Origin of the sequence: Devosia sp. 67-54 (genome assembly GCF_001899075.1) — a bacterium.
Taxonomy (GTDB): domain Bacteria; phylum Pseudomonadota; class Alphaproteobacteria; order Rhizobiales; family Devosiaceae; genus Devosia_A.
This window is the reverse complement of the sequence record NZ_MKVA01000009.1, coordinates 242,039-265,988: the sequence shown is the minus strand read 5'-3', so window position 1 is coordinate 265,988 and position 23,950 is coordinate 242,039. Positions and strand designations below refer to the sequence as shown.

22 protein-coding genes and 1 pseudogene are annotated in these 23,950 nt (G+C 67.8%); 14 read left to right on the top strand and 9 right to left on the bottom strand.

Annotation, left to right across the window (positions count from 1 at the left end):
• Window positions 1–3: 3 nt before the first annotated feature.
• A complete protein-coding gene (locus BGO82_RS21080; protein WP_366246966.1) occupies window positions 4–423 on the bottom strand; it encodes a class I SAM-dependent methyltransferase in 420 nt (139 codons plus the stop codon).
• A 137-nt stretch (window positions 424–560) separates the two neighbouring features.
• Between BGO82_RS21080 and BGO82_RS16445 the strand changes: the two genes are divergently transcribed.
• The 9 genes and pseudogenes from BGO82_RS16445 to BGO82_RS16405 all read left to right on the top strand — a co-directional run bounded on the left by BGO82_RS16445 (window position 561) and on the right by BGO82_RS16405 (window position 6,653).
• Complete coding sequence (locus tag BGO82_RS16445) at window positions 561–788, top strand: CopG family transcriptional regulator (protein WP_291306698.1); 228 nt, start codon at window positions 561–563, stop codon at window positions 786–788.
• A complete protein-coding gene (locus tag BGO82_RS16440; RefSeq protein WP_291306697.1) occupies window positions 785–1,222 on the top strand; it encodes a TA system VapC family ribonuclease toxin in 438 nt (145 codons plus the stop codon). The genes BGO82_RS16445 and BGO82_RS16440 overlap by 4 nt, the downstream gene beginning before the upstream one ends.
• Window positions 1,223–1,353: 131 nt before the next feature.
• Window positions 1,354–1,854, top strand: coding sequence for an Lrp/AsnC family transcriptional regulator (locus BGO82_RS16435; protein ID WP_291306696.1), 501 nt, complete (start codon window positions 1,354–1,356; stop codon window positions 1,852–1,854).
• A 230-nt stretch (window positions 1,855–2,084) separates the two neighbouring features.
• A pseudogene (locus tag BGO82_RS16430) lies at window positions 2,085–2,504 on the top strand (aminotransferase class III-fold pyridoxal phosphate-dependent enzyme); the annotation flags it as partial.
• Window positions 2,505–2,509: 5 nt separating this feature from the next.
• The gene (locus BGO82_RS16425; protein WP_366246970.1) at window positions 2,510–2,881 is read left to right on the top strand and encodes an ABC transporter permease subunit; all 372 of its coding nucleotides are present in this window, start codon (window positions 2,510–2,512) and stop codon (window positions 2,879–2,881) included.
• 125 nt (window positions 2,882–3,006) lie between these two features.
• Window positions 3,007–3,789 (top strand): ABC transporter ATP-binding protein, encoded by a 783-nt coding sequence (locus BGO82_RS16420; RefSeq protein ID WP_291306695.1) that lies wholly within the window; start codon window positions 3,007–3,009, stop codon window positions 3,787–3,789.
• A 37-nt stretch (window positions 3,790–3,826) separates the two neighbouring features.
• A complete protein-coding gene (locus BGO82_RS16415; protein ID WP_291306694.1) occupies window positions 3,827–4,597 on the top strand; it encodes an ATP-binding cassette domain-containing protein in 771 nt (256 codons plus the stop codon).
• Window positions 4,594–5,607 (top strand): acetamidase/formamidase family protein, encoded by a 1,014-nt coding sequence (locus BGO82_RS16410; protein WP_291306693.1) that lies wholly within the window; start codon window positions 4,594–4,596, stop codon window positions 5,605–5,607. Before BGO82_RS16415 ends, BGO82_RS16410 begins: the two co-directional genes overlap by 4 nt.
• The gene (locus tag BGO82_RS16405; protein ID WP_291306692.1) at window positions 5,604–6,653 is read left to right on the top strand and encodes an ornithine cyclodeaminase; all 1,050 of its coding nucleotides are present in this window, start codon (window positions 5,604–5,606) and stop codon (window positions 6,651–6,653) included. Before BGO82_RS16410 ends, BGO82_RS16405 begins: the two co-directional genes overlap by 4 nt.
• 566 nt (window positions 6,654–7,219) lie before the next feature.
• On the opposite strand, the gene aldA is transcribed toward BGO82_RS16405, so the two are convergent.
• The 8 genes from aldA to BGO82_RS16365 all read right to left on the bottom strand — a co-directional run bounded on the left by aldA (window position 7,220) and on the right by BGO82_RS16365 (window position 17,856).
• Window positions 7,220–8,659, bottom strand: coding sequence for an aldehyde dehydrogenase (gene aldA, locus BGO82_RS16400; RefSeq protein ID WP_291306691.1), 1,440 nt, complete (start codon window positions 8,657–8,659; stop codon window positions 7,220–7,222).
• Between the two features lie 30 nt (window positions 8,660–8,689).
• Window positions 8,690–9,418: a VOC family protein gene (locus BGO82_RS16395; RefSeq protein WP_291306690.1), complete on the bottom strand. Its 729-nt coding sequence runs from the start codon at window positions 9,416–9,418 to the stop codon at window positions 8,690–8,692.
• The gene (locus tag BGO82_RS16390) at window positions 9,418–10,173 is read right to left on the bottom strand and encodes a hypothetical protein (RefSeq protein WP_291306689.1); all 756 of its coding nucleotides are present in this window, start codon (window positions 10,171–10,173) and stop codon (window positions 9,418–9,420) included. The genes BGO82_RS16395 and BGO82_RS16390 overlap by 1 nt, the downstream gene beginning before the upstream one ends.
• Window positions 10,170–12,482 carry a molybdopterin-dependent oxidoreductase gene (locus tag BGO82_RS16385; protein WP_291306688.1) on the bottom strand — a complete coding sequence of 771 codons (2,313 nt, stop codon included), beginning with the start codon at window positions 12,480–12,482 and terminating at the stop codon, window positions 10,170–10,172. Before BGO82_RS16385 ends, BGO82_RS16390 begins: the two co-directional genes overlap by 4 nt.
• On the bottom strand, window positions 12,479–14,383 hold the full coding sequence (locus tag BGO82_RS16380; protein ID WP_291306687.1) for an ABC transporter ATP-binding protein: 1,905 nt from the start codon (window positions 14,381–14,383) through the stop codon (window positions 12,479–12,481). Before BGO82_RS16380 ends, BGO82_RS16385 begins: the two co-directional genes overlap by 4 nt.
• Entirely contained in the window at window positions 14,380–15,243 is an 864-nt protein-coding gene (locus BGO82_RS16375; RefSeq protein ID WP_291306686.1) for an ABC transporter permease, read from the bottom strand. The genes BGO82_RS16380 and BGO82_RS16375 overlap by 4 nt, the downstream gene beginning before the upstream one ends.
• Entirely contained in the window at window positions 15,240–16,199 is a 960-nt protein-coding gene (locus tag BGO82_RS16370; RefSeq protein WP_291306685.1) for an ABC transporter permease, read from the bottom strand. The genes BGO82_RS16375 and BGO82_RS16370 overlap by 4 nt, the downstream gene beginning before the upstream one ends.
• A gap of 76 nt (window positions 16,200–16,275) precedes the next feature.
• Entirely contained in the window at window positions 16,276–17,856 is a 1,581-nt protein-coding gene (locus tag BGO82_RS16365; RefSeq protein WP_291306684.1) for an ABC transporter substrate-binding protein, read from the bottom strand.
• A gap of 351 nt (window positions 17,857–18,207) precedes the next feature.
• On the opposite strand from BGO82_RS16365, the gene BGO82_RS16360 reads away from it, so the two are divergent.
• Genes BGO82_RS16360 through BGO82_RS16340 form a run of 5 tightly spaced genes read left to right on the top strand, consistent with a single transcriptional unit; the run spans window position 18,208 to window position 23,949 of the window.
• Entirely contained in the window at window positions 18,208–20,310 is a 2,103-nt protein-coding gene (locus BGO82_RS16360; RefSeq protein ID WP_291306683.1) for a hydantoinase/oxoprolinase family protein, read from the top strand.
• Window positions 20,307–22,094, top strand: a complete 1,788-nt coding sequence (locus tag BGO82_RS16355; protein WP_291306682.1) for a hydantoinase B/oxoprolinase family protein — start codon at window positions 20,307–20,309, stop codon at window positions 22,092–22,094. Before BGO82_RS16360 ends, BGO82_RS16355 begins: the two co-directional genes overlap by 4 nt.
• A gap of 25 nt (window positions 22,095–22,119) precedes the next feature.
• Complete coding sequence (locus BGO82_RS16350; RefSeq protein WP_291306681.1) at window positions 22,120–22,500, top strand: cyclophilin-like fold protein; 381 nt, start codon at window positions 22,120–22,122, stop codon at window positions 22,498–22,500.
• Between the two features lies 1 nt (window position 22,501).
• A complete protein-coding gene (locus BGO82_RS16345) occupies window positions 22,502–22,957 on the top strand; it encodes a hypothetical protein (protein ID WP_291306680.1) in 456 nt (151 codons plus the stop codon).
• A complete protein-coding gene (locus BGO82_RS16340) occupies window positions 22,954–23,949 on the top strand; it encodes a D-cysteine desulfhydrase family protein (protein WP_291306679.1) in 996 nt (331 codons plus the stop codon). Before BGO82_RS16345 ends, BGO82_RS16340 begins: the two co-directional genes overlap by 4 nt.
• The last annotated feature ends 1 nt before the right edge of the window (window position 23,950 follow it).

Below are 23,950 nucleotides of genomic sequence, written 5' to 3'. Positions count from 1 at the left end.
CCATTACCCGACTGCACCAGCGCCGACATGGATGGAGCGCGACAGCGTCGTCTCGATTTTGACGCCATCGGCGACGCCGTCGGGCACGATGGCGAGCCCGTGGATGGCATAGCGCCCGCCAGGCCGGAGGATACGGAAAGCCTCCGCGGCGATCGCCTGCTTGTGCGCCGGCGCGTTGAGCGTCAGCGTTGCCTCGGCAACGACCAGGCTGGCGGTCCCCTCGGTAAGTCCCGCCTGCTCGGCCGTGCCGGTCAGTACACGAGGCTCGGGCTCGGCGGCAAACGCTGGCGCATGAAGGCGGCAGCTTCGGCAGCGCGCTCGACGCCGACATATGAATGTGGCCTGTGCTCGAGCATGCGCTGCGCCGTGAGCCCCATTCCCGGCGCCAGCTCGACAATGCGTCGGCGGACGTGACGCCGGCATCCGCAAGCACCGCCTTGGTCAGCGCCGGCCCGTCCGAACGCAGCACCCACTTGCCGAGCCGCTGCCTGGTCTTGAGCAGTTTCGGCTTTCGCATTATATGATGCGTGATGACTGATGCGCGCTTAGGACGATCAGAGATGAGAACGACACTGGCGATCGATGACGACGTGCTCGAAGCGGCCAAGGCGATGGCGCGACAGCAGGATCGGAGCATGGGTGAGGTTATTTCCGATCTCGCGCGCCGCTCCCTGCGCCGACCTGCAGGCGGCGGCGAACGCAATGGCATCCCGCTGCTGAAAGCAAGATCGGGCACGCCCCCAGTCACGCTGGAGACGGTCAATGCGTTGCGCGATGAGTTGCCGTGACCTTTCTGCTGGACGTTAATGTCCTGATCGCGTTGATTGATCCTGGCCATGTCGCGCATGAGGACGCGCATCGCTGGTTCGAAGCAGAGGGCAGGGCGTCATGGTCCACCTGTCCCTTGACCGAAAGTGGCGTCATCCGGATTGTTGGCAATCCGAAATACCCCAACTCTCCGGGGTCGCCGGCTCTGGTCGCAACGATCGTCGAGAAGCTCCGGACTCTTCCGGGCCACAGCTTCTGGCCTGACAATCTGAGCCTGGTTGGTGTCGAGCACGTCGATGCACGCAAGATTCTCACTTCGGCGCAGGTCACCGACACCTATCTGCTCGCGCTTGCGAAAGCGAATGGCGGGCGTCTGGCGAGCTTTGATCGCAGATTGTCGACTGCCGCTGTCAAAGGCGGCAAAGCCGTGCTCTTTCTGATCCTGGGCAAGTAGCACTGGAAACCCACGCCCCGCGATCACAACCTCCGGACGCCGGACGCGTAAGGTCTGGGCGCAACGGATTTGTGGTCTCGAACTGCTCTTGTACAGCTTCAACGGGCGACGGACATGCGAAGGAGGCATCCATGGTCGAGAGCCGCATCGCCGCACGGAGGCTCGATGCGCGCGACGTCAGGATTCTCGAAATCCTGCAGCGCGAGGGTCGTATTTCCAAGGCGGCCCTGGCGGCGCGGGTCAATCTGTCGGCGACGCCCTGCTGGGAACGTCTGCAGCGGCTGGAACGCGCCGGAATCATAGAGAGCTATGGCGCGCAGATTTCGCTCAAGACATTCGGGCCGATGGTCATCGTCTTCGTTGAGATTGAGCTCGACAGCCATCGCAAGGCCGACTTCCAGCGTTTCGAGCAGGTAGTGGGGAAGATGCCAGAAATCACCGAATGCTGGGCCATCGGCGGTGGCATGGACTATCTGTGCAAGATCGTGGTGCGGCATCTGGCCGAATACCAGGATCTCATCGACGCGCTGCTCGGCCGCGACGTCGGCATCAAGCGCTACTACACTTATGTGGTGACCGCTCCGGTGAAACAGACGCCGTTGCCGTTGCAGCGGCTCCTGCCGGAGGCTTAGACGAATCGTCGCCAAAACTGCCTCGTAGCAGATGCTTCATCGGCCGCGGGTGCTCAGTTTGGTGTCAGCGTCTGTCAAGGCGTGGCTATCTTCGCCAGCGGATCGACACGCCCGAAGCGCTGACGCGCAATGCGACCCGATACGGTGCGAAGGCTTCGAGCTGGGGCTCAGGGATCTCCATCGAGGTCACATAGGCCCCGCCGTCAGCGACGTGATGCAAAGGAAGCGCCATGCTGAGCAACGACCAACTCGATCGCTGGGACCGCGACTCGTTCTTCCATCCCTCGACCCATCTCGGCCAGCATGCGCGCGGCGAAAGGCAAGGTCGCATCGTCACCGGCGGCGAGGGGGTCTATATCGAGGATCGCGACGGCCGGCGCCTGCTCGACGCCTTCGCCGGACTCTATTGCGTCAATGTCGGCTATGGCCGGCGTGAAATCGCCGACGCCATTGCCGAGCAGGCGCGCGAGCTTGCCTAGTATCATGCCTATGTCGGACACGGCACCGAAGCGTCGATCACGCTGGCGCATATGGTGCTCGAGCGCGCGCCGCAGCATATGGCGCGGGTCTATTTCGGCCTTTCGGGCTCGGACGCCAACGAGACCAACGTCAAGATGGTCTGGTACTATAACAACGTTCTCGGGCGGCCGCTGCCATTCTCGGTCCCGGGCTGGACCACACGATTCTCGTCATCGGCCTGCTGCTGTGGTCAACGACGGCCCGCGTGGTGCGCGCGCAGGTCAAGTCCGGGCGCGAGCGGCTCTATGTGCAGCGGGCGCGATCGCTCGGAGCCGGGCACCTGCATATTTTACTCCGCCACATTCTGCCCCAGGTGCTGCCTCTGATCGGCACGACCGGCTCGCTGGCGGTGGCTCTTGCCGTGCTTACCCAGGCGGCGCTCGAGTTTTTCGGGCTGGGTGGCACGGATTTGCTCTCCTGGGGGACGATGATCCGCTTCGCTTTCCAGCGCGACGCCATGCTCAATGGCGCGTGGTGGATGATCGTGCCGCCGGGGCTTTGCATCTGACTCGTCATCACCGCCTGCTACTGGCTCGCCCAAAGTCTCGAGGAGGCGCTGAATCCGCGGCTCAGGGCAACGGACCTGCGCATCCGCTCTTTCCGCCTGCGTGGGGAAAGGTCGCGCTGATGCCGATGATCGAGATCGAGCACCTCAATGTGTGGATCTGCGCCGGCGCGCGCGAAGTGCATGCGGTGCGCGACGTGAGCCTGGCGCTCGAGCCGGGCGCTCACCTCGCGATCATTGGCGAGTCGGGCAGCGGCAAGTCAACGTTGCTGCTGGCCATGCTCGGCCTGCTGCCGCCGACGGCGGAAGTCAGCGGCCGGCTCGTGGTTGACGGGGTCGATGTGCTGCAGGGGCCTGAGGCGGAGTTCAACGCCTTGCGCTGGCGGCGGGCTGCGATGGTGTTCCAAGCCTCGTCCAATCCGTTCAGTCCGGTCCGTACGATCGGCCGGCAACTCGGCGCGGTCCTCAGATTTCACGGTTCGACGCCGGTCGCGGCGCGGGGGCGGGTCGAAGACCTTCTTGCCATGGTACGCCTGCCGACCTCGGTCGCTGCGGCCTATCCGCATCAACTTTCGGGCGGCATGCGCCAGCGCGCGGTCATCGCGCTCGCGCTCGCCTGCGCGCCGAAAATCCTGCTGGCCGACGAGCCGACCACGGCGCTCGACCCCATCGTGCAGGCCGAGATCGTCGAGCTGCTGTTCTCGCTCAGCGCTCAGCTTGGGCTGACGCTGGTTCTGGTCAGCCACGATTTGCAGCTCGTCAGCCACATGACCGGCGACCTCGCGGTCATGCAGGCAGGGGAAATGGTTGCCTGCGGCGCGGTGGGCGAGCTCATGGCGCGGCCGACACATGTGCATCTTCGCGACCTGATCACCGCTTTGCCGCGCTTCGAGCTGACGGAGGCGCCATGAGCGACGACCGCAATCTGCTCGAGCTCGATCATGTCTCGTGGCTTTTATCGGGGGCGGACTGTTCGGACGCGGACCGCGGACGATCGCCGTCAATGATGTGAGCTTTGCCGTCGGCCGTCGCGAGATCGTGGCCCTGATCGGCGCCTCCGGGTCGGGTAAGACAACCATCGTGCGCACAGCTCTGGGCCTGCAGGCTCCAAGTGCCGGAGCCGTGCGGTTCTGCGGGCGACCGGTGGACACGCTCGGCGCCAGCGAGCGCCAAGCCTGGCGGCGGCGCGTGCAGCTCATCTTCCAGGACCCGTCGGAAGCGCTCAATCCGCGCATGACGGTGCAGCAGATTCTGCTGGAAGGGCTCGCTATCCATCGGCTTGGCACACGCGCGGAGCGGCAGGCCCGCATCGTCGAAGCCCTCGGCTTCGTCGGCCTCGCGCCGGCGGACGCGTTCCTGGGGCGGCATCCGCACACGCTCTCGGGCGGGCAGCGCCAGCGTGTCGCCATTGCTGCCGCGCTGGTGCTCGAGCCTGAGCTGCTGGTTGCCGACGAGCCGGTGTCGATGCTCGATCCCTCGATCCGGGCCGGCATTCTCGAGCTCTTCCGCCGGCTGCGCACGGAGCGTGGCATGAGCACCTTGATCGTCACGCATGACCTGCCGTCGGCCTACAACCTCGCCGACCGCGCGCATGTGATGAATCGCGGCCGCATCGTCGAGGAGGGCGATACCGCTGCCGTGTTCCGGTCGCCGCGGGACGATTACACGCGGCGGCTGATCGCCGCGGCGCGCGGCAAGGTGCAGGAGGCCGCGTCGTGAACGGCCTCTTCACGCCCAGGGCCGCGCATGTGCCGGCAGCGCGGCACCAATATGTGTTCGACGCCGCGGCGGAGCCGGCATTGGTGGTCGAGCCGGGCGCCACCATCGTCATCGAGACGCTGGACTGCTTTTCCAATCGCCTCGGGGCAGGCGCGCCGACGCTGCGCGACGAGAACGACATTCTGGATTATATCGGCGGGCGCTACAATCCGGTGAACGCGCCGATCTTCGTTGAGGGTGCCGAGCCCGGCGACCGGCTGGCGGTCGATATCGTCGATATCGCCCTCGGCCGGCGGGAACGCTACGCCGTCACCCATGTCGCGCATGACTGGGCGGCCGGTTTCGGTGGCGCGGCCTTCGCCGACGCCGCGGCGCCGGTCCTCACCATCGCCGAGATCGAGGGCGAGTCCGTGCATCTGCGCATCGGCGGGACCACGCGCATCTGCCGCGCGCAGCCGATGATCGGCACCATCGGCACCGCGCCGGCGGGGCGGGCGCTGAGCTCGCTGCTCTATGGCGCCGGTCACGGCGGCAATCTCGACTGCCCGCATGTGCGGCCGGGCGCGACGATGCTGCTGCCGGTCAACGTGCTGGGCGGGTTGCTGTCGCTCGGCGACGTGCATGCGCTGATGGGGGAGGGCGAACTGACCGGAACGGCGCTCGAGACCAGTGCGGACGTGACCGTGCGCATCCGTCTCGAGCGACACCCCGATCGCCCGTTGCCGGCGCCCCGCATCAGCGACGGCGAGGGATTGGGCGTCCTCGGCTGCGTGTCGCGCACCAGCCTCGAGGACAATGTCGCCGCGGCCATGCACGATCTGGTGATGCTGCTCCGCGACGAGATCGGCATCGCCTCAGCAGAGGCGCTGCAACTCGTCAATCTGTTCGGGCGCATCGTCGTCAACCAGGCAGTCGGCAGCGGCGCCGAGCGCTGGCTCAGCGTGCTCGCGCGCATGAGCTGGGCCGATCTGGAGCTGTTCGCGCCGCAGGCGGCGGCGATGCGTCCATGACAGCGTCATCTCCAGGTCCGCTGAGCCAGGTGGCGTTCGTTAGTGTCGAGCGCATGATACGGCTCGTGCATGCGATTGGAGTCGGCCGCATGCTGGCGGAGCTCGCCGGCTACATCGAGGCGGATTTCCGGCGCTGGCGCAGCTTCGACAAGACACCTCGGATCGCGTCGCACAGTCATGCCGGCGTCATCGAGCTGATGCCGACCAGCGATGGCGTCCTCTATGGCTTCAAATACGTCAACGGCCACCCCGGCAATGTGCACAGCGGCCGGCAGACTGTCACGGCCTTCGGTGTGCTCGCCGATGTCGAGACGGGCTATCCGCTGCTGCTGAGTGAGATGACGATCCTCACGGCGCTGCGCACGGCAGCAAGCTCGGCGCTTGCCGCGCGTCTGCTCGCGCCGCCCGGAGCCGGCACCATGGCGCTGATCGGCAATGGCGCCCAGGCGGAATTCCAGGCGCTCGCCTTCGGAACCGTGCTCGGCGTCGGCCGGCTGCGGCTCTACGACATCGACCGGGCTGCGAGCGAAAAATGCCAGCGCAATCTCGATGGCTTGGGCTTTGCGATCGAGATTTGCGCGTCGGCGGAGGAGGCGGTCGCCGGAGCCGAGATCATCACCACGGCCACCGCCGACAAGCGCCACGCCACCATCCTGACCGACAACATGGTCGGCGCCGGCGTTCACATCAACGCCGTTGGCGGCGACTGCCCTGGCAAGACGGAGCTGCATGCCGACATCCTGCGGCGCTCCGACATCTTCGTCGAATATGCGCCGCAGACGCGGATCGAGGGCGAGTTGCAGCAAATGCCGCCTGACCATCCGGTAACGGAGCTGTGGCAAGTGCTGGCTGGCGAAGCGCGGGGACGTACCGATGCGCGCCAGATCACCTTGTTCGACTCGGTCGGGTTTGCCGTCGAGGACTACGCGGCCCTGCGCTACGTGCGGGACCAGATCGGGCGGATCGAGCTGGCCGAGCAACTGGATCTCGTTGCCGATCCCGATGATCCGCGTGATCTTTTCGGGATGCTGTTGCGCGCAGCGTGAACGAATGCCGCTGCGGCGGAGAGTTTGTGCCTGCGCGTTGGACCAGTAGGATTCTAAGCGCACTCGCCCGCGTCCCCGACCGTTGCGTTCGTCGTATAGTGGCAGATCTCATGCACACGATCGCCGTCGACCGGCCGGAGACTGCTGCTGAGAGCGTTGTGTTGTCACCAGCCGTGGCCGGCTGAGGCGACTGTAGAGGGCCGAAATCGCGGCGGTGAAGCGGTTCGCCGTGGCCGTGACCGAAAGGGCCAAGCCTGCTGCTCCGTCAGAGTTGGTGGCGCCGGCCGAATACGCGGCCTCGACGACCGTACCGGTTTGCGCCGGCGAAACGCAGGGGCCGCACCGGTGTGGCCATGAAGCTACTGGCGTATCACCGCCTCGGACACTGCCATCAAGGAGCTACGCAGCAGCCTTGGCCTGGTCGAGACGGCCCTCGTAGTGCCATCTTCACCAGCGTTGCCACCGCGCCGCCGACCGCAAGATCGTTTGAAGAGACTGGAACGCTGCTCTCTTAGTGCCAGATCGGGCCGCCGCCGAGTGCGGCGACCCGCGATGAAGCGGCGAGATCAGGTCTCGATGTAGACCGTGTGGGTGGTGGTGTATTCGTAGATGCCGTGCTTGCCGTCGGCCCCGCCGATGCCCGATTTGCGCTGCCCGGCATGGAAGCCCTGCATCGCCTCGAAATTCTCGCGGTTGACATAGGTCTCGCCGAACTTCAGCTCGCGGCTGGCCTTCATCGCCGCCCCGAGGTCGCGCGTATAGATCGACGAGGTGAGGCCGTACTCGCAGTCATTGGCCATGTCGATGGCCTGGTCCAGGTCGTCGAACACCGCCACCGGCACCACCGGCCCGAAGATCTCCTTGCGCATGATCTCCATGTCCTGCCGCGCCCCGGCGATCACCGTCGGCTCGAAGAAGAAGCCGTCACTTTCGCTGTTGGGCGTGCCCCCGGTCACCACCTCGGCGCCGTCGGCCACCGCCTTGTCCACCATCGCCTTCACCTTCTGGCTGGCGGCGGCGTTGATCAGCGGTCCCATGTCCACCGTCTCGTCCTTGAGCGGGTCGCCAAAGCGTGACGCCTTCATCTTCGCCGTCAGCTTGGCGATGAAGGCGTCGGCCACCTTGCGGTCGACATAGACGCGCTCGGCGCAGTTGCACACCTGCCCGCTGTTGATGATGCGCGAATCCTTGATCGCGCCGGCGGCGAGCTCGAGGTCGGCGTCCGCCGTCACGATGGCCGGCGCCTTGCCGCCCAGCTCGAGGTTGACCTTGGTGATGTTGCGCGCCGCCGCCGCCATGATGGCCGAGCCGGTGGTCACGCTGCCGGTGAAGCTCACCATGCCGACGCCCGGGTGGCTGGCCAGCGCCTGGCCCACGCTCGGCCCGCGCCCGAACACCAGGTTGAACACGCCGCGCGGCATGTCGGTCTCGGCCAGCAGCCGGCTGAACATCGCCGCGTTGTTGGGCGTTTCCTCGCTCGGCTTGATGACGATGGTGTTGCCGATCAGCAGCGCCGGCGCCATCTTGCGGGCAATGAGGAAGAACGGGAAGTTCCACGGCAGGATGCCGGCCACCACCCCGATCGGCTGGCGGTGCAGGAAGATGGTCTCGTTGCGCCGGTCCGAGGGAATGATCTCGCCCTCGATGCGGCGCGCCCATTCCGCCATGTAGTCGATGTAGTCGGCGGTGAAATTGGCCTCCACCTTGGCCAGCCCGAGGATCTTGCCCTGCTCCTCCGAGATCGCCCGCGCGATCTCGTCGGTATTGGCGCGGATGCGCGCCGCCACCTGCCGCAGCAGGCTGGCGCGCTCGATCGGCGCCAGCCGGGCCCAGCTCTTCTGCGCCGCGGTCGCCGCCGCCACCGCCTCGTCCACCACCGCGACGGGCGAGTCCGGAATGCCCGAGATCACCGCGTTTCGCGACGGGTTGAGCACGTCGATGCGCGCCGCGCCCTTCGGCACGGCGAAATGCCCATCGACGTAATTGGAATGCAGTTCGTTGAGCACGAGGCTATCCTCCTGGTTGATGCCTGATGACTAGGGAGCGTTGCCGATGATTGCCGGCCGCGGGCCGGCCAGCGTGACGTCGATGATGCCGGGGCCCACCGTTTGCAGCCGCGCCGCCTCCGCCGTTCCCGGCGCCGGCTGCAGCAGCTCCACCCAGCCGGCGGCGGTGGCGAAGCGTTGCCCGCCGCCCGCGCCAGCGGCCGGCACCGGGCTCAGCACGGCGCAGAGCCGCGCGCTCGAAGCGGCGAGATCGTCCACCGCGATGCGCACGCCGGCGATGCCGGTGGCGCCGTTCGGGTGCACCACCTGCGTGTCGGGCACGCGCAGATTGTGCGCCGTGCGGTCTTCCGCCAGCATCGGCATGGCCGGATCGCCCACGCCGCGGCCGAAATGGCTGAGCCAGACCTCCCAGCTGCCGCCGTCGGCCAGCGTCTTTTGTACCTTGCGGATCGGGGAGGTGGGCTGTCCGTCGTCGGTAATCGCGGCATGCGCCGCCGTCAGGTCGTCGATGCGCAGCACGTAGTCGGCCCAGCCGCCATCGGCGACCGGCGCGAAGCGGTGCGTGCGTAGCAGCGCCGGGTCGCGGAAGCGCACCAGCTCGATATAGCTGCCATCGGCAAAGCAGATCAGCCGGTTCTCCGTGGGGCCGGCCTCGCGGTCGGCCCGCTCGGTGATGGCAAAGCCCAGCCCCGCAAAGCGCGCCGCCGCCGCAGCAAGGTCGTCGACGACGAAGATGAGATGGTCGAAGCGGGGCAGCATCAGCGGTTCCTTGCGAAAAGCCGGCCGGGGCCGGGTGCGTCCGGCATGCCGATGAGCTGCAGCGCATGCCAGGCGAGCGCCTGCGAGCTGGTTACCACCGGCCGGCCGGTCGCCGCCTCGATCTGCTCGATCCCCGCCGTGGCGCGGATGCCGGTGCAGGAGATGAACACCGCGTCGGTGTCGTCGCCCGCCGCCGCGATCGCCGCCTGCGCGATTATCTCCGGCTGCAGCCGCGCGAAATCGGTGCCAAGCCCCAAGTCGAAGCAAGACGATCGCACCACCTCGCGCCCGCCCGCCGACGCGGCCCGCACCACCGTCTCGTGCACGCTCCGCTTGTATGGTGACACAACGGCGATGCGCCGCGCCCCGAGCCGCGTCAGCGCCGCCTGCGCCGCGGTGAGCGGCGTCGTGGCGGGCGTGCTGGGGCGGGCCCCGGCCAGAAGATCGATCATCGCCTGCTCGCCCTTTTGCGCCGAGCGCGAGGTGCAGCTATAGGCCAGCACGTCGATCCCCGCTTCGGGCAGGATCTGGCCCACCGCCTCGGCCAGCTCGCGGTCCTCCTCGTCCTCGCGGCTCTCGCTGTAGCGGTACAGTACCCGGGTGCTGAAGCAGTGTGCCCCGGCCGCCTCGACGATGCCGCGGAACGCCGCCTCGCCCACCTGGTCGCTCGACAGCACCACGAGGCCGATGCGCCGGCCCGGCGCGATGCCGGCATCGAACTGCGGCGCAACCGGCGTCGGGGCTGTGGCGCTCATGGGTGGCTCCTTGCAACGATGGGGGGAACGGCATGCGCGCTGACCGGCGGCGTCGTCGCGGCGCGCTCTACCTCCACCAGCACCGACAGCGGCGATGGCCCCTGCGCCAGCGACGAGGTGCCGGCGTCGCGCGTCAGCACGTTCGGGTTGCCGGCCTTTTCGAGCGCCGCGGGATCGGCATAGTCCTCGGGGTCGTACCAGGCGCCGGTCGGCATCCGCACCACGCCCGGCATCATCATCTCCGACACCGACAGCGAGGCGAGGCATGCCCCGCGGTCGTTGAAGGCCCGCACCACGTCGCCGTCGCGCAGGCCGCGCTGCGCGGCGTCGGCCGGGTGCATCGCCAGCACCTCGCGGCCGTCCACCTTGGCCGCGGCGCTGACCCCCACCCCGTCCTGCTGGCTGTGCAGCTTGGTCCCGGGCTGGCTGGTGACCAGGTGCAGCCGGTAGCGCGTCGCCAGCGGCGCGCCGAGCCATTCCACCGGCTCGATCCAGCTGGCGTGGCCGGGGCAGTCGGCATAGCCGAAGCCCGCGATGGTCTCCGAAAAGATCTCGATGCGGCCCGATGGCGTTGCCAGCGGGTTGGCCTCCGGGTCGCGCCGGAACGCCTCGAACAGCACGAAAGGCGTCGCCGCGTCCGGCGTCTGCACGTGACCCCGCGCCCAGAACGTCTCGAAATCGGGCAGCTCGAGGTCCTGCGCCGCGGCGCGCCTGCGCGCCTCGTCGTAGAGATGCCGCGTCCACTGCGAAATCGTCCGGCCTTCGGTATAGGCCTCGACGAAGCCGAAGCGGGCGGCCAGCGCGGTGAAGATGTCGTAGTCGTTGCGCGCCTCGTGCAGCGGCGACACCAGCTGCTGCATGGCGAGGATGTAGCGGTCGCGCGACGAGGCGGCGAGGTCGTCCCGCTCATAGGCGGTCGTCGCTGGCAGCACGATGTCGGCCTGCCGCGCCGTCGGCGTCCACCACGGCTCCTGCACGATGATCGTCTCCGGCCGCTGCCACGCTTGCCGCAACCGGTTGAGATCCTGGTGATGGTGGAACGGGTTGCCGCCGGCCCAGTAGATCAGCTTGATCTCGGGGAACGTCACCTCGCGCCCGTCGAAGGCGATGGTTTCGCCTGGCCGCAGCAGCAGGTCGGTGATGCGCGACACCGGGATGTCGCGCCGCAGCGGGTTGCGCCCCTCCGGCATCGCCGGCACGCTCACCGGCAGGCGCGGGTTGCCCAGCCCGTTGATCGAGCCGTAGCCGAAGCCGAAGCCGCCGCCGGGCAGGCCGATTTCGCCCAGCATCGCCGCCAGCGTCACCAGCGCCCAGTAGGGCTGCTCGCCGTGGTCGGCGCGCTGCAGCGACCACGTCGCCGTCAGCATGCTGCGCTGGCTCATGATCTGCCGCGCCACCCCGGCGATGGTCGCCGCAGGCACGTCGGTGATCGCCTCGGCCCAGGCCGGCGTCTTCGCCACGCCGTCCGTCTCGCCGCGCAGATAGGCGCGGAACTGCCGGTAGCCCACCGTGTAGCGCCCGAGAAAGCCGGTGTCGGTGCGCCCGCTTTGGTCCACCACATGTGCCAACGCCAACATCATCGCCGTGTCGGTGTTGGGTCGGATGGGGATGAACTCGGCGTTGAGGAAGGCCGGCGCGTCCTCGCGGTCAGGGCTCACCACGATGAACTTCACCCCGGCGCGCGCCGCCCGCTCCAGCCACGGCACGAAATCGTGCGAGCCGCCGCCGCCCGAAGTCACGCGGGCATTCTTCGGGTTAGCGCCGCCGAACATCAGCATGGTGCCGGTCGCCTCGACGATGCTCTGCCAGTCGGTCACCGGCCCCGACACCGCCTCGCGGTTGCCCACGATGCGCTTCAGCAGCACCTCGGCGGCGCCCCAGCTGTAGTTTGTCACCTGCCCGACCGAGCCGCCGAACAGGTTGAGGAAGCGGTGCACCAGCGTGCGCGCATGGTTCACCCGCCCGGCGCTGGCCCAGCCATAGGAACCGCCGAAGATCGCCTCGTTGCCGTGTCGCGCGCGCACGCTTTCGAGCGCGTCGCCGACCAGCGCCAGCGCCTCGTCCCACCCCACCTCGACGAACGGCTCGCTGCCGCGCGCCCGGCTGGCCGTGCGGCGTTCGAGATAGCCGCGCCGCACCGCCGGCCGGCGGATGCGGTTGGCCGCGTAGAGCGCCGCAGGTATGGCCTCGACCAGCGCCGACGGGTGCCTGTCGTGCTCGAATGGCAGCGTCCGCCGCACCACGCCGTCGACAATCTCGGCGCGGAACGCCCCCCAATGCGCGGCGCTGCGGCGGATTTCGACGCTCATGCCAGCTCGCTCATCCTGGCCTGGCCGTCCTGCGTGGCGATGCCGGGATAGTGGCACGCCACCTCGTGCCCGTTGTCCTGCGCCGCCAGCGCCGGGTCCGACGCCGCGCACAGCTCGGTCGCGAACGGGCAGCGCGTGCGGAACCGGCAGCCGGTCGGGATGTTTGACGGCGACGGCAGCTCGTTGGCGGCGATGCGGTGTCCGAAGCGTCGCGCATTGGGGTCGAGCGAGGGCACCGACTGGAACAGCATCGTGGTGTAGGGATGCAGCGGCGATCTATATAGCGCCGCCCGTGGCGCTCGCTCGACGATGCGCCCCAGATACATCACCGCCACCGTGTCGGCGATATACTCCACCACGCTCAGATCGTGGCTGATGAAGATGTAGGACAGCCCCAGCTCGCGCTGGATCGACGCCATCAGGTTGAGGATCTGCGCCTGCACCGACACGTCGAGCGCCGACACCGGCTCGTCCGCCACCACCACCGCCGGGTTGAGCACGATGGCGCGGGCGATGGCGATGCGCTGGCGCTGCCCGCCGGAGAATTCGAACGGATGCCGCCCGAGCATCGCCGGGCTCAGCCCCACCAGATCGAACAGCCGCGCCACCTTGGCGTCGATGGTGCGGCTGTCGTCGCCTCCCAGATTGACCAGCGGCTCCGCCACGATCTGCTTCGCCGTCATCTGCGGGTGCAGCGACGCGAACGGGTCCTGGAACACCATCTGGATGCGCCGCCGCACCAGCCGCCGCGCCTCGCCGCGCAGCGAGGCGGTGGCCTGGCCGTCGATCTCGATGTCGCCCTCACTCGGCGCGATGGTCAGCATCAGCATGCGCGCCAGGGTGGATTTGCCGCAGCCCGACTCGCCGACGATCGCCAGCGTCTGCCCGCGTGGCAGCTCCAGCGACACGCCGTCCACGGCGCGGATCGGCTTGGCCAGCCGGCCGAGCCAGCCCGTGGTCTGCCCGAAGCGCTTGCCGAGGCCGCTGGCGCGCAGCGCCGTGCCGGCGTCGGCTGGCGCCGGCATCACCGATGGCGACGGCGCGCCGTCGATGGTCTGCAGCACCCGCCCTTCGCGCCACGAGCCGCCGCCGAGGCGCGGCGTCGCCGCCAGCAGTGCCCGCGTATAGGGATGCTGCGGCCGGTCGAACAGCTCGACCACCGGCGCCTCCTCCACCTTCTCGCCGGCGCGGAACACCGCCACGCGGTCGGCCATCTCCGCCACCACGCCCAGATTGTGGGTGATGAGGATCACCGAGGTGCCAAATTCGCGCTTCAGCTCGGCGATCAGCGCCAGCACCTGCGCCTGGATGGTGACGTCGAGCGCCGTCGTTGGCTCGTCGGCGATCAGCAGCTTCGGCCGCGACATCAGCGCCATGGCGATCATCACGCGCTGCCGCATGCCGCCCGACAGCTCGTGCGGATAGGCGTCGAGCCGGCTGGCCGCGTCGGGAATGCGCACCCGCTCCAGCATCTCCAGTGCCTGCCGCCGCGCCGTGCGGGGCGAGGCTCCGGCGTGCCGGCGCACCACCTCGGCCAGCTGCGTGCCGATGCGCATCGCCGGGTTGAGCGACGTCATCGGCTCCTGGAAGATCATGCCGATGTCGCGCCCGCGGATCGCCGTCATCTCGGCGTCGCTGAGCGTCTCCAGCGCCCGTCCGTCGAACTGGATGCGGCCCGAGCTGCGCCGCGCCGTGCGCTCCGGCAGCAGTCCCATGACCGACAGAGTTGATACCGACTTGCCCGAGCCAGACTCGCCGACGATGCACAGCGTCTCGCCGGGCTCGACCGAGAAATTCACGTTGCACACGGCCGGCACCCACTGCCGGCCCGAGCGGAACTCGACCGAGAGGTTTTCGACCGCCAGCAGCGGCAGCTTCGGGTTGGCGGGTAACATGTTCATCGGGTTTCGCGGCGCAGTTTCGGATCGAGCTGGTCGCGGATGGCGTCGCCCAGCGAATTCACCGTCAGCACGAGGATGGACAGGCAGACGCCGGGCGCGATCACCACCCACGGCGCGATCTGGAACAGCGTGCGTCCCTCCGAGATGATGTTGCCCCAGCTCGGCACGTCGGGCGGCGCCCCGGCCCCCAGAAACGACAGGATCGCTTCGGTGATCACCGCCGCCGAGAACACATAGGTCGCCTGCACCAGCATCGGCCCGGCGGTCATCGGCATCACGTGGCGGAACAGCAGCCGCAGCGGCCGCGCGCCATTGGTGATGGCCGCCTCGATATAGGGCCGCTCGCGGATCGACAGCGTCACGCCGCGCACCACACGCGCCATCCGCGGCACCTCGGGGATGATGATGGCGATGATGGCATTGAACACGCCGGCCCCGAACAGCGCCATCAGCGCGATGGCCAGCAGGATGGTGGGAATCGACATGATCGCGTCCATGATCCGCATCAGCACCGCGTCGACGCGGGCCACGAATCCGCTCAGCAGTCCCAGCGTCACCCCGATCAGCAGCGCCGCGACCGTCACCGACGCGCCCACCAGCAGCGAGATGCGCGTGCCGTGCAGCGTGCGCGCCGCCACCGAGCGGCCGAACTGGTCGGTGCCGAACAAATTGGCGAGGCTCGGCGCTTGCAGGCGCGCCATCGGATTAATGCCGGAGGGGTTGCCGATCAGCGCCGGCGCCAGCAGCGCCAGTACCGTTGCGGCGACAAGGATCAGCACCGGCACGAGAATGCGCGGCCGTGCCAGCGCCTGTTGCAGGGCCGAGGCGGCGCGGCCGGTGTCGGCGGTGGCGTCGGTCATCGGTTCACCGCCTTCCACACCCGCACGCGCGGGTCGAACAGCCCGTAGCTCAAGTCGACCAGCAGATTGACCAGCACATAGACCACTGCGAACAGCAGCGTCAGCGCCTGGATGATGGGATAGTCGCGCTGCAGAATGGCGCTCGCCGCCAGCTGCCCCAGTCCAGGAATGTTGAACACCGTTTCGGTCACCACGACGCCGCCCAGCAGGCCGCCGACGCCGAAGCCGATGATGGTGACGATGGGGATCGCCGCGTTGGGCAGCGCATGCACGATCAGCACATAGAGCCGCGACAGCCCTTTGGCTCGCGCCGTGCGGATGAAATCTTCGGTCAGCACTTCGATCACGGCGGCGCGCGTCACCCGCGCGATCTGCGCCATGTAGACGCCGCACAGCGCCACCGCCGGTAGCATCAGCGAATTGAGCGTCGCGCCGAGCCCGGCGCTGAGCGGCTTGTAGCCCTGCGCCGGCAGCCAGTGCAGCTTCAGCGATATGAAATAGACGAGCCCATAGGCGAGGATGAACACCGGCACCGAAAACGCCATCACCGACAGCAGCATCACCAGCCGGTCGATCAGGCTGCCGACCCGCGTCGCGGCGAACGTGCCCAGTGGCACGCCCACGCACACCGCGAGGATGATGGTGAGCAGCGCCAGCATCAGCGTCGGCTCGATGCGCTGCGCGATCAGCGTCGTCACCGGCACGCCGGACAGCAGCGACGTGCCGAGATCGCCATGGGCCAGCGCCGAGCCCCAGGCCATGGCCTGCACCAGCGGCGGCTGGTCGAGGTGCAGTTTCTCGCGGATCGCCTGGATCTGCTCGGGCGTGGCCGTGTCGCCGGCGATCAGCTGCGCCGGGTCGCCCGGCGTCAGCTGCAGCAGCGAGAACACGGCCACCGCCACCAGCAGCAGCACCGGGATCACCGCGAAAATACGGCGGACGAGATAGCCGATCATGACCGAAGAGCTCGCATCGATGAGTGTCCTTCACGCTTCGGTCAGGCCGACCCCATGCCGTCCGCCGGGGGCGATCCTACGCCGTCTTTTCCATGCCCCAGTATATCGGCACGGGGGCGCTGACGACGTTCTTGATCGCAGCCGTATACGCGTGCGGCTGGTAGAAGGTGCCGCCAGGGAAGATGAAGCCCTGCTGCAGCGCCTCGACCTGGATGTCGGCGGCGATCGGCTTGCGCTTTTCGATGTCGCCTTCCGCCAGGAACGCCGTGCGCAGCTGTTCCACCTTCTCGTCCTTGGCCCAGCCCAGATAGTCGCCGGCGCCCGACAGCGAGCGGCTGGTGATCGGGTCGGCCATATCGGTCGCGATGTTGGCGAAGTGGATCATGTGCCAGCCATTGCCGGACTCGATCGGGTCGTTCTTCAGCGCCCGGGCGAACATGGTGCTGAAGTCGCTGGCCTGCACCTGCACGTTCAGCCCGGCGCGGCGCAGCTGGTCGGCCGTCACCGTCGAGAAGATGCGGTTGGTGGCGATGTCGGTCGCCTGCAGCACGACGATCGGCTCGTTGTTGTAGCCGCTCTTGGCCAGCAGTTCCTTGGCCTCGTCGGGGTTGAACGTGATGACGCCGGCGTCGGTATGGTACGGCGTGCCCACCGGATACACCGAGCCGTCGACGGTGAAGTATTTCGGGTCGCCCAGATAGCTGGTCAGGTGCTCGACGGGGTTGAGCATGCGCATGAAAGCGGCGCGGAAATCCGGATTGTCGAACGGCTTGGCGGTGTGGTTGGGCCGCACCACCATCTCGACGCCGGATTTGTTGGTCACGTCCAGCGTCACGCCGGGCAGGGCGCCCAGCACCGGCAGCAGTTCGGGCGAGGGCTCCTCGAAATAGTCGAGCTCGCCGCTCTGCATGGCGTTGGTGGCGGTCACGTCGTCCATGAAGAGCCATTCGACGCGGTCGACCTTGACCACCTTGCCGCCGGACGTGCCCGACGGAGGCTCCTGGCGCGGCTTGTAGTCGGCGTTGCGCACATACACCGCCTTGGAGCCCGGTACGTAATCGCCGGCCGAGAAGGTGAACGGCCCCGAGCCGATCATCTCGGTCACCTGCGTCGCCACGTCGGTCTGCGCCAGCCGTTCCGGCATGATGAAGCAGCAGTTCGAGCTGGCCTTGCCCAGCGACTGCAGCAGCAGCGAGAAGGGCGAGGTGAGTTCGAGCCTGACGGTGCGCGCGTCGACCGCCGTCAGGCTGCCGATGAGCTTGCCGATGCGCAGCCCCAGATTGTCCTTCTTCGACCAGCGCTGGATCGACGCGATGACGTCCGCTGAGGTGACCGGGGCGCCGTCGTGGAAGCGTAGTCCGTCGCGCAGCGCGAAGGTGTAGGTCAGCTGGTCGGCCGAGATATCGAAGCTGTCGACCATCTGCGGCTTCACGTTCAGCCCCTCGTCCACGCTGAACAGCGTGTCGAAGATCATGTAGCCGTGGTTGCGGGTGATGTAGGCGGTGGTCCAGATCGGATCCAGCGAGCTCAGGGAAGCGATCACCTTCGAGCGGATCACGTTCGGGCTGCTCTGCGCAAAACCGGGCCGGATGACGAAGGGCGACGCCACTGCCGCGCTGGCAGCGGACAGCATGAAGTTTCGGCGCGTCAGACGCATAATGGTTCCTCCTTGTTGCACAAAGCGCAACACTGTTCACAAATTTGATGTAAAGAGCATTTTTGCGGGCTGTCAAGGCGGATTCGTCCCGCCGCTCTGCGGTGGCTATGCAGTATCTCAACAACGGTCCCGTGCGCCCAACGATGCGGCGTCGCACCCGACAAACAATTCCGCGAGCGAGCCAACATTTTGTTTGTAAAGGGCTTTCCTTTCGAATTGGCCGTTCGGCTTAGCCGTGACTCGACCAAACTGACGGCCCGAAGAAGGCCGCTTGACAGAAAATGAGCCCCCGCTATAGCTTGCATGAATTAGCAACACTGTTGCGCATTATGCAACGCGATCAGGTGGGTTATGATTATTGGCGTTGATGTGGGGGGCACCTTCACCGACATCGTTCTCGCGGACGACAGGGGCGGTCTCACCATCTCCAAGGTGGTGTCGCGGCCCGACGATTATGCGGCGGGCATCGTCGATGCGATTCGCAGTGTGCTCGAGCGGGCCGGCGCCGAGCCGTCCGGCGTCACCCGCTTCATTCTGGGCACCACCGTCGGCACCAACGCCGTGATCGAGCATCGTGGCGCCCCCACCGGCATCATCATGACCGCCGGCTTCGAGGACGTGCTCGAGATCGGCCGGCAGAAGCGCGACGTGCTCTACGATCTGTTCGTCGAGCCCGAGACCCCGGTGTTTATCGCCCCGCGCCGCCAGCGCCGCGGCGTCGTCGAGCGCATCGGCGCCCAGGGCCAGGTGCTGACCGAGCTCGACGAGGATCAGGCCCGCGCCGTCATCCGCGACCTCGTGGAAGTCGAAAAGGTCGAGGCCATTGCCGTCTGCTGCCTGTTCTCCTTCCTCAACCCGCGCCACGAGCGCCGCATCCGCGAGCTCATCGCCGAAGCCTACCCCGCCATTGCCGTCTCCATCTCGTCCGAGGTCGATCCGGTGTTCCGCGAATATGAGCGGCTCTGCGTCACCGCCCTCGACGCCTACCTGAAGCCGGTGATGCGCCGGCACATCGAGCAGCTGATGGCGGGCCTCAGGAATGCCGGCCTCGACGTCGACCTCGAAATCATGCAGTCGCGCGGCGGCATCTCCAGCTACCGCCGTATCCTCGAGGCACCGGCCCGCACCCTCGTCTCCGGCCCGGCCGCCGGCGTCCGCGGCGCCCACCACATCGCCGAAGCGGCCGGCAGCAGGAACATCATCAGCCTCGATGTCGGCGGCACCTCGGCCGATATCGCCGTCGTCCGCGGGGGCCGCGTGCTGACCACCACCGAAGGCCGGATCATCAACTACCCGATCCGCCTGCCCACCATCGACTGCACCGCCATCGGCGCCGGCGGCGGCTCCATCGCCTGGCTCGACGCCGCTGGCGGCCTGCATGTCGGCCCGCAGAGCGCCGGCGCGCAGCCGGGGCCGGTGGCCTACGGCCAAGGTGGCACCGAGCCTACCGTCACCGATGCCAGCCTCGTGCTCGGCTGGCTCGACGCCAGCAATTTCGGCGGCGGTCGCGTGCGCATCGATGCCGCCGCCTCGCACCGCGCCATCGAGGCCCTCGGCCGCCGGCTTGACCTGCCGGTCCACGAGACCGCCTGGGCCATCCACGCCATCGCCAATGCCAACATGGCCAACGAGATCCGGCTGTGGACGGTCGGCCGCGGCTACGACCCGCGCGATTTCGCGCTGGTCGTGCTCGGCGGCGGCGGCGCCGTGCATGGCGGTCTCGTCGCCCGCGCCCTCGCCATGAAGAAGGTGATCGTGCCGGCTGTGCCAGGCGTCCTCGCCGCCCTCGGTCTTCTCGTCGCCAACATCGAGCACGACAACGCCATCTCCTTCAACCGCAAGTCCGAGGCCACCGGCCGCGACGACCTTGCCGCCACCTTCGGCGAACTCGACCTGCTCGGCCTCGCCCAGATGCGCGAGGAGGGGGTCGCCGCCGCCGATGCGCGCGTCATCCGCTCCGCCGACCTGCGCTATGTCGGCCAGTCCTTCGAGCTCAACATCGTGCTCGAGGGCGAGATCGACGCCGCCGCCGTCGCCCGCCTGGTCGCCAGCTTCCACCGCCGCCACCAGGAGGTCTACGGCCAGTCCGATCCGGAGGCCCCGGTCGAGATCGTCAGCCTGCGTACTGTGCATTGGTTTCCGGTCGCCAATCCGGAGCTGCCGGGGCCGGCCACGACGAAAAGCTGGGATGAGGCGAAGAAGGGCAGCCGCATTGCCCGCTTCTTCCCCGAATTTGCCGAGGGCGTCGACACCCCGGTCTACGACCGGCTGAAGGCGCCGCTCGGCGTGCCGCTCGCCGGCCCCGCCATCATCGACCAGCTCGACACCACCACCGTCGTCTATCCCGGCTTCGTCTGCGAGGTCGATCCCAGCGGCAGCATGATCATGACCGCCACCGACAACGACGGCCATGTCGCGCCATCCGCCTCTCTTGCCCAGGAGCTCGCGCTGTGACCGCGCCCAAGACGTTCGATCCCATCACGCTCGAAGTGCTGCGCAACCGCATGGAGGCCATCGCCGATGAAATGCAGGCGGCGATGATCCGCAGCGCCTTCTCGATGATCATCAAGGAAGGCGGCGATTGCGGCGTCGCCATCTTCGACGCCAAGGGCGGCCTCATCGCCCACGCCAACGCGCTGCCGGCCAATCTGGGCATCCTCAATTCCTCCGTCGCCCGCGTCCTGCAGGACTATCCCGCGAGCGAGATGAGCGAGGGTGACGCCTACTGCTTCAACGATCCCTACGAGGGCGGCACCCACATTCCCGACGTCGCCATGATCGTGCCGATCGTGTATCGCGGCCGCACCGTGGCGCTCTCTGCCGTTATCGCCCACCAGCAGGATTTCGGCGGCATGACCATCGGCAGCCTGCCGCCGGATTCCACCGAGATCTTCCAGGAGGGTCTGGTGCTGCCGCCCTGCCGGCTGATCAGCAAGGGCACCTGGAACAAGGAAGTCCTCGGCATCATCCTCAAGAACATCCGCATGCCGCGCCATACCATGGGCGATTTCCGCGCCGAGCTGGCCGCCGGCGATGTCGGCCGTCGCCGCTTCATCGAGACCATCGACGAATACGGCCTCGATACCGTGCTGAGCTACATCGACGAGCTCAACAACCGCGCCGAGCGCCAGGCCCGTGCCAAGATCGAGGAGATCCCCGACGGCGTCTACGATTTCGAGGACTACCTCGACAATGACGGCATCGATCTCGGCATCAAGCGCAAGATCAAGTGCACCGTCACGGTGAAGGGCTCGGAGATGACCTTCGACTTCACCGGCACCGATCCGCAGTTGCGCGGCGCCGCCAACAGCGCCATCTCCGGCGCCATCTCCTGCTGCTACTACGTCGCCCACTGCCTCTACGGCCACGACGTGCCCAACAACGAGGGCTGCTATCGCCCGCTCACCATCAAGGTGCCCAAGGGCACCATCCTCAATCCCGAGCACCCGGCCGCGCTCAACTCGCGCACCATGACAGTGCTGCGCGCTGTCGACACCGCCTTCGGCTCCCTGATGAAAATCATCCCGCAGCGCCTGCGCGCCTCCTCGGGCGGCATGGAGGGCGTCACCCTTGCCGGCCGCCGTCCCGACGGCAATGCCTATGTCTATCTCGAGCTCTTCGCCGCCGGCATGGGCGCCCGCCCGACCAAGGACGGCATCGACTATATCGAGAGCGACACCACCAACATGCTCAACACGCCCATCGAGGCGCTGGAACTCGACTATCCCGTGCGCATCCACCAGCTGCTGCTGCGCCAGGATGGCGGCGGCGCCGGCCGGTTCCGCGGCGGCACCGGCCTCGTCAAGGAATTCGAGATTCTCGATGAGAGCACCGAGGTCTCCCATCGCGGCGACCGCTTCGTCACCCAGCCCTGGGGCGTCTTCGGCGGCCTGCCGGGCGGCAGCTGGCAGACCACCGTCACCCGCGCCGATGGCGAGGTCTTCTCGGTGCCTTCGCGCAAGCGCTTCAAGCTGCACAAGGGCGACCGCATGGTCTGCGCCACCGGCGGCGGCGGCGGCTATGGCGATCCGCTCGAGCGCGACCTGGCGCTGGTCTCGGCCGACGTGCGCGACCGCAAGGTCAGCGTCGAACGCGCCCGCACCGACTACGGCGTGATCCTCGATGCCGCCGGCAAGGTGGACGAGGCCGCCACGGCGGCGGAGCGCAGCAGCCGGGCGGCGTCGCGCGGCAAGGTCGACTGGACCTTCGACCGCGGCGTGCTCGGCACTCAAGCGTAATGGAATTGCACACGGAGGCTTCGCGGTGACCCGCTTGAAACTGGCCATTGGGCCGCACACCTGCACCATCGACCTGCTCGACGACGCCGCGCCGCAGACCGTGCGCGGCATCACCAGGCTGCTGCCGCTCGAAACCGTGCTCGGCCACGCCAAATTCGCCGGCGAAGAGCTGATCTTCATGATCCCCGAAATGTTCGAGCGCGAGAACATCGTCGGCAGCGTCGCCCCTGGCGACGTCGCCTATTATCCCGACCGCCAGACCATCTGCATCTTCTATGGTGACATCGTTCCCTTCGCCAAAGTCGGGCTCGTCGGCAAGGTCAGTTCGGGCCTCGACACCCTGCGCAGGATCGGTCCGTCGCTGTGGGCCCAGCCCTGCAACATCACCGTTTCGCTGGAGGCGTGAGATGAACACGGTCGAAAAGCTCACTGCCGCCACCAGGGCCATCTGGCACGCCGATCCCAAGGGAGCCGCGCGCCTCGCCGGTCTGCACCGGCCGCCCAGCGGCGACATGCCCAAGCGGCTCTACGCCAATTTCGATGCCTACTGGTTCGCCGGCATCCTCTACCAGCTGCGCGAGGGCCGCCGCACCGGTGAGCTCACCCTCGAGGGCGCCCGCGACAGCGCCGCGCTGTTCGCCCGCTACGGCGCCGCCCGCCTGAAACTCTGGGGCTTCGACGAGGAATCGGCGCTGATCGACGCTGCCGCCGGCGAGATCAAGGCCGCCGGCGAAAAGCAGCTCGACGACCTGCTGCAGGCGATCATCGTTCTGGTCGACACCCTCAACGCCTGGATCGACGCCACCATTCCGTGGGCGGCGCTTGGCGACGTCGCGCCGGTCAAGCCGGGAGAAGCCAAGTGAAGCTCGATCAGATCCCGCGCCTGCCGCTCGTCTTTGGGCCGACTCCGGTCGAGCCGATGCGACGCTACAGCGAGGCGCTCGGCGTCAACCTGTCGGTCAAGCGCGACGACTTCACCGGCTTCGGCGGTGGCGGCAACAAGGTGCGCAAGCTCGAATTCCTCATGGCCGACGCCGTGGCGCAAAACGTCAAGGTGCTGATCACTACCGGCGGCCACCAGTCCAACCATGCCCGTATGGTGGCGGCGGCGGCGCGCCATTTCGGCATGCACCCGGTGCTGGTGCTGCGCGGCAATCGGCCGACCGAGTACCAGGGCAACCTGCTGCTCGACCGGCTCTTCGGCGCCGAGCTCGAATTCCTCGATCCCGACGCATATTTCGATGAGATCGCCCCGCGCATGCAGGCCCACGCCGATGCCGCCACGGCCCGCGGCGAGGCGGCCTACATCATGCCCGTCGGCGGTGCCACGCCGCTCGGCGCGCTGGGCTACGTGCAGGCCGTCAAGGAACTGGCCGGCCAATATGCCGCCGCTGGCAGGAAGCCGCCGCAATACATCGCCACCGCCGTCGGTTCGGGCGGCACGCTGGCCGGTCTCGCCATCGGCGTCCATCTGTTCTGGCCCGAAACCAGAGTGGTCGGCATCGCCGTCTCCGGCAGCGCCGTCCCCTTCGTCGAGCGCATCGCCGTCATGGCCACCGCCGGTGGCGAGCTGATCGATGCCGGCCGCGGCTGGACCGCCGACGACATCTGGGTCGAGACCGACTATGTCGGACCCGCCTATGGCGTGCCGAGCGATGCGGGCAACGCGCAGATCTTCCGCGCCGCGCGCGACGAAGGCGTGCTGCTCGATCCGGTCTATACCGGCAAGGGCATGGCCGGTCTCGTGGACATCATCGCCAAGGGCAAGATCGCCCCGGGGTCCGATGTCCTCTTCATTCATACGGGCGGTTCGCCGGCGCTCTATCCCTTCGCGGCTGTCCTCAACCGGGACTGAA

Bases quoted from the DNA above. Each gene is read 5' to 3' on its own strand.
- BGO82_RS16385 (WP_291306688.1), bottom strand. From the start codon at position 12,482: ATGAGCGTCGAAATCCGCCGCAGCGCCGCGCATTGGGGGGCGTTCCGC.
- BGO82_RS16345 (WP_291306680.1), top strand. From the start codon at position 22,502: ATGAACACGGTCGAAAAGCTCACTGCCGCCACCAGGGCCATCTGGCAC.
- BGO82_RS16390 (WP_291306689.1), bottom strand. From the start codon at position 10,173: ATGAGCGCCACAGCCCCGACGCCGGTTGCGCCGCAGTTCGATGCCGGC.
- BGO82_RS16380 (WP_291306687.1), bottom strand. From the start codon at position 14,383: ATGAACATGTTACCCGCCAACCCGAAGCTGCCGCTGCTGGCGGTCGAA.
- BGO82_RS16395 (WP_291306690.1), bottom strand. From the start codon at position 9,418: ATGCTGCCCCGCTTCGACCATCTCATCTTCGTCGTCGACGACCTTGCT.
- BGO82_RS16420 (WP_291306695.1), top strand. From the start codon at position 3,007: ATGATCGAGATCGAGCACCTCAATGTGTGGATCTGCGCCGGCGCGCGC.
- BGO82_RS16405 (WP_291306692.1), top strand. From the start codon at position 5,604: ATGACAGCGTCATCTCCAGGTCCGCTGAGCCAGGTGGCGTTCGTTAGT.
- BGO82_RS16365 (WP_291306684.1), bottom strand. From the start codon at position 17,856: ATGCGTCTGACGCGCCGAAACTTCATGCTGTCCGCTGCCAGCGCGGCA.
- BGO82_RS16375 (WP_291306686.1), bottom strand. From the start codon at position 15,243: ATGACCGACGCCACCGCCGACACCGGCCGCGCCGCCTCGGCCCTGCAA.
- BGO82_RS16435 (WP_291306696.1), top strand. From the start codon at position 1,354: ATGGTCGAGAGCCGCATCGCCGCACGGAGGCTCGATGCGCGCGACGTC.
- BGO82_RS21080 (WP_366246966.1), bottom strand. From the start codon at position 423: ATGCCGGCGTCACGTCCGCCGACGCATTGTCGAGCTGGCGCCGGGAAT.
- BGO82_RS16360 (WP_291306683.1), top strand. From the start codon at position 18,208: ATGATTATTGGCGTTGATGTGGGGGGCACCTTCACCGACATCGTTCTC.
- BGO82_RS16370 (WP_291306685.1), bottom strand. From the start codon at position 16,199: ATGATCGGCTATCTCGTCCGCCGTATTTTCGCGGTGATCCCGGTGCTG.
- BGO82_RS16445 (WP_291306698.1), top strand. From the start codon at position 561: ATGAGAACGACACTGGCGATCGATGACGACGTGCTCGAAGCGGCCAAG.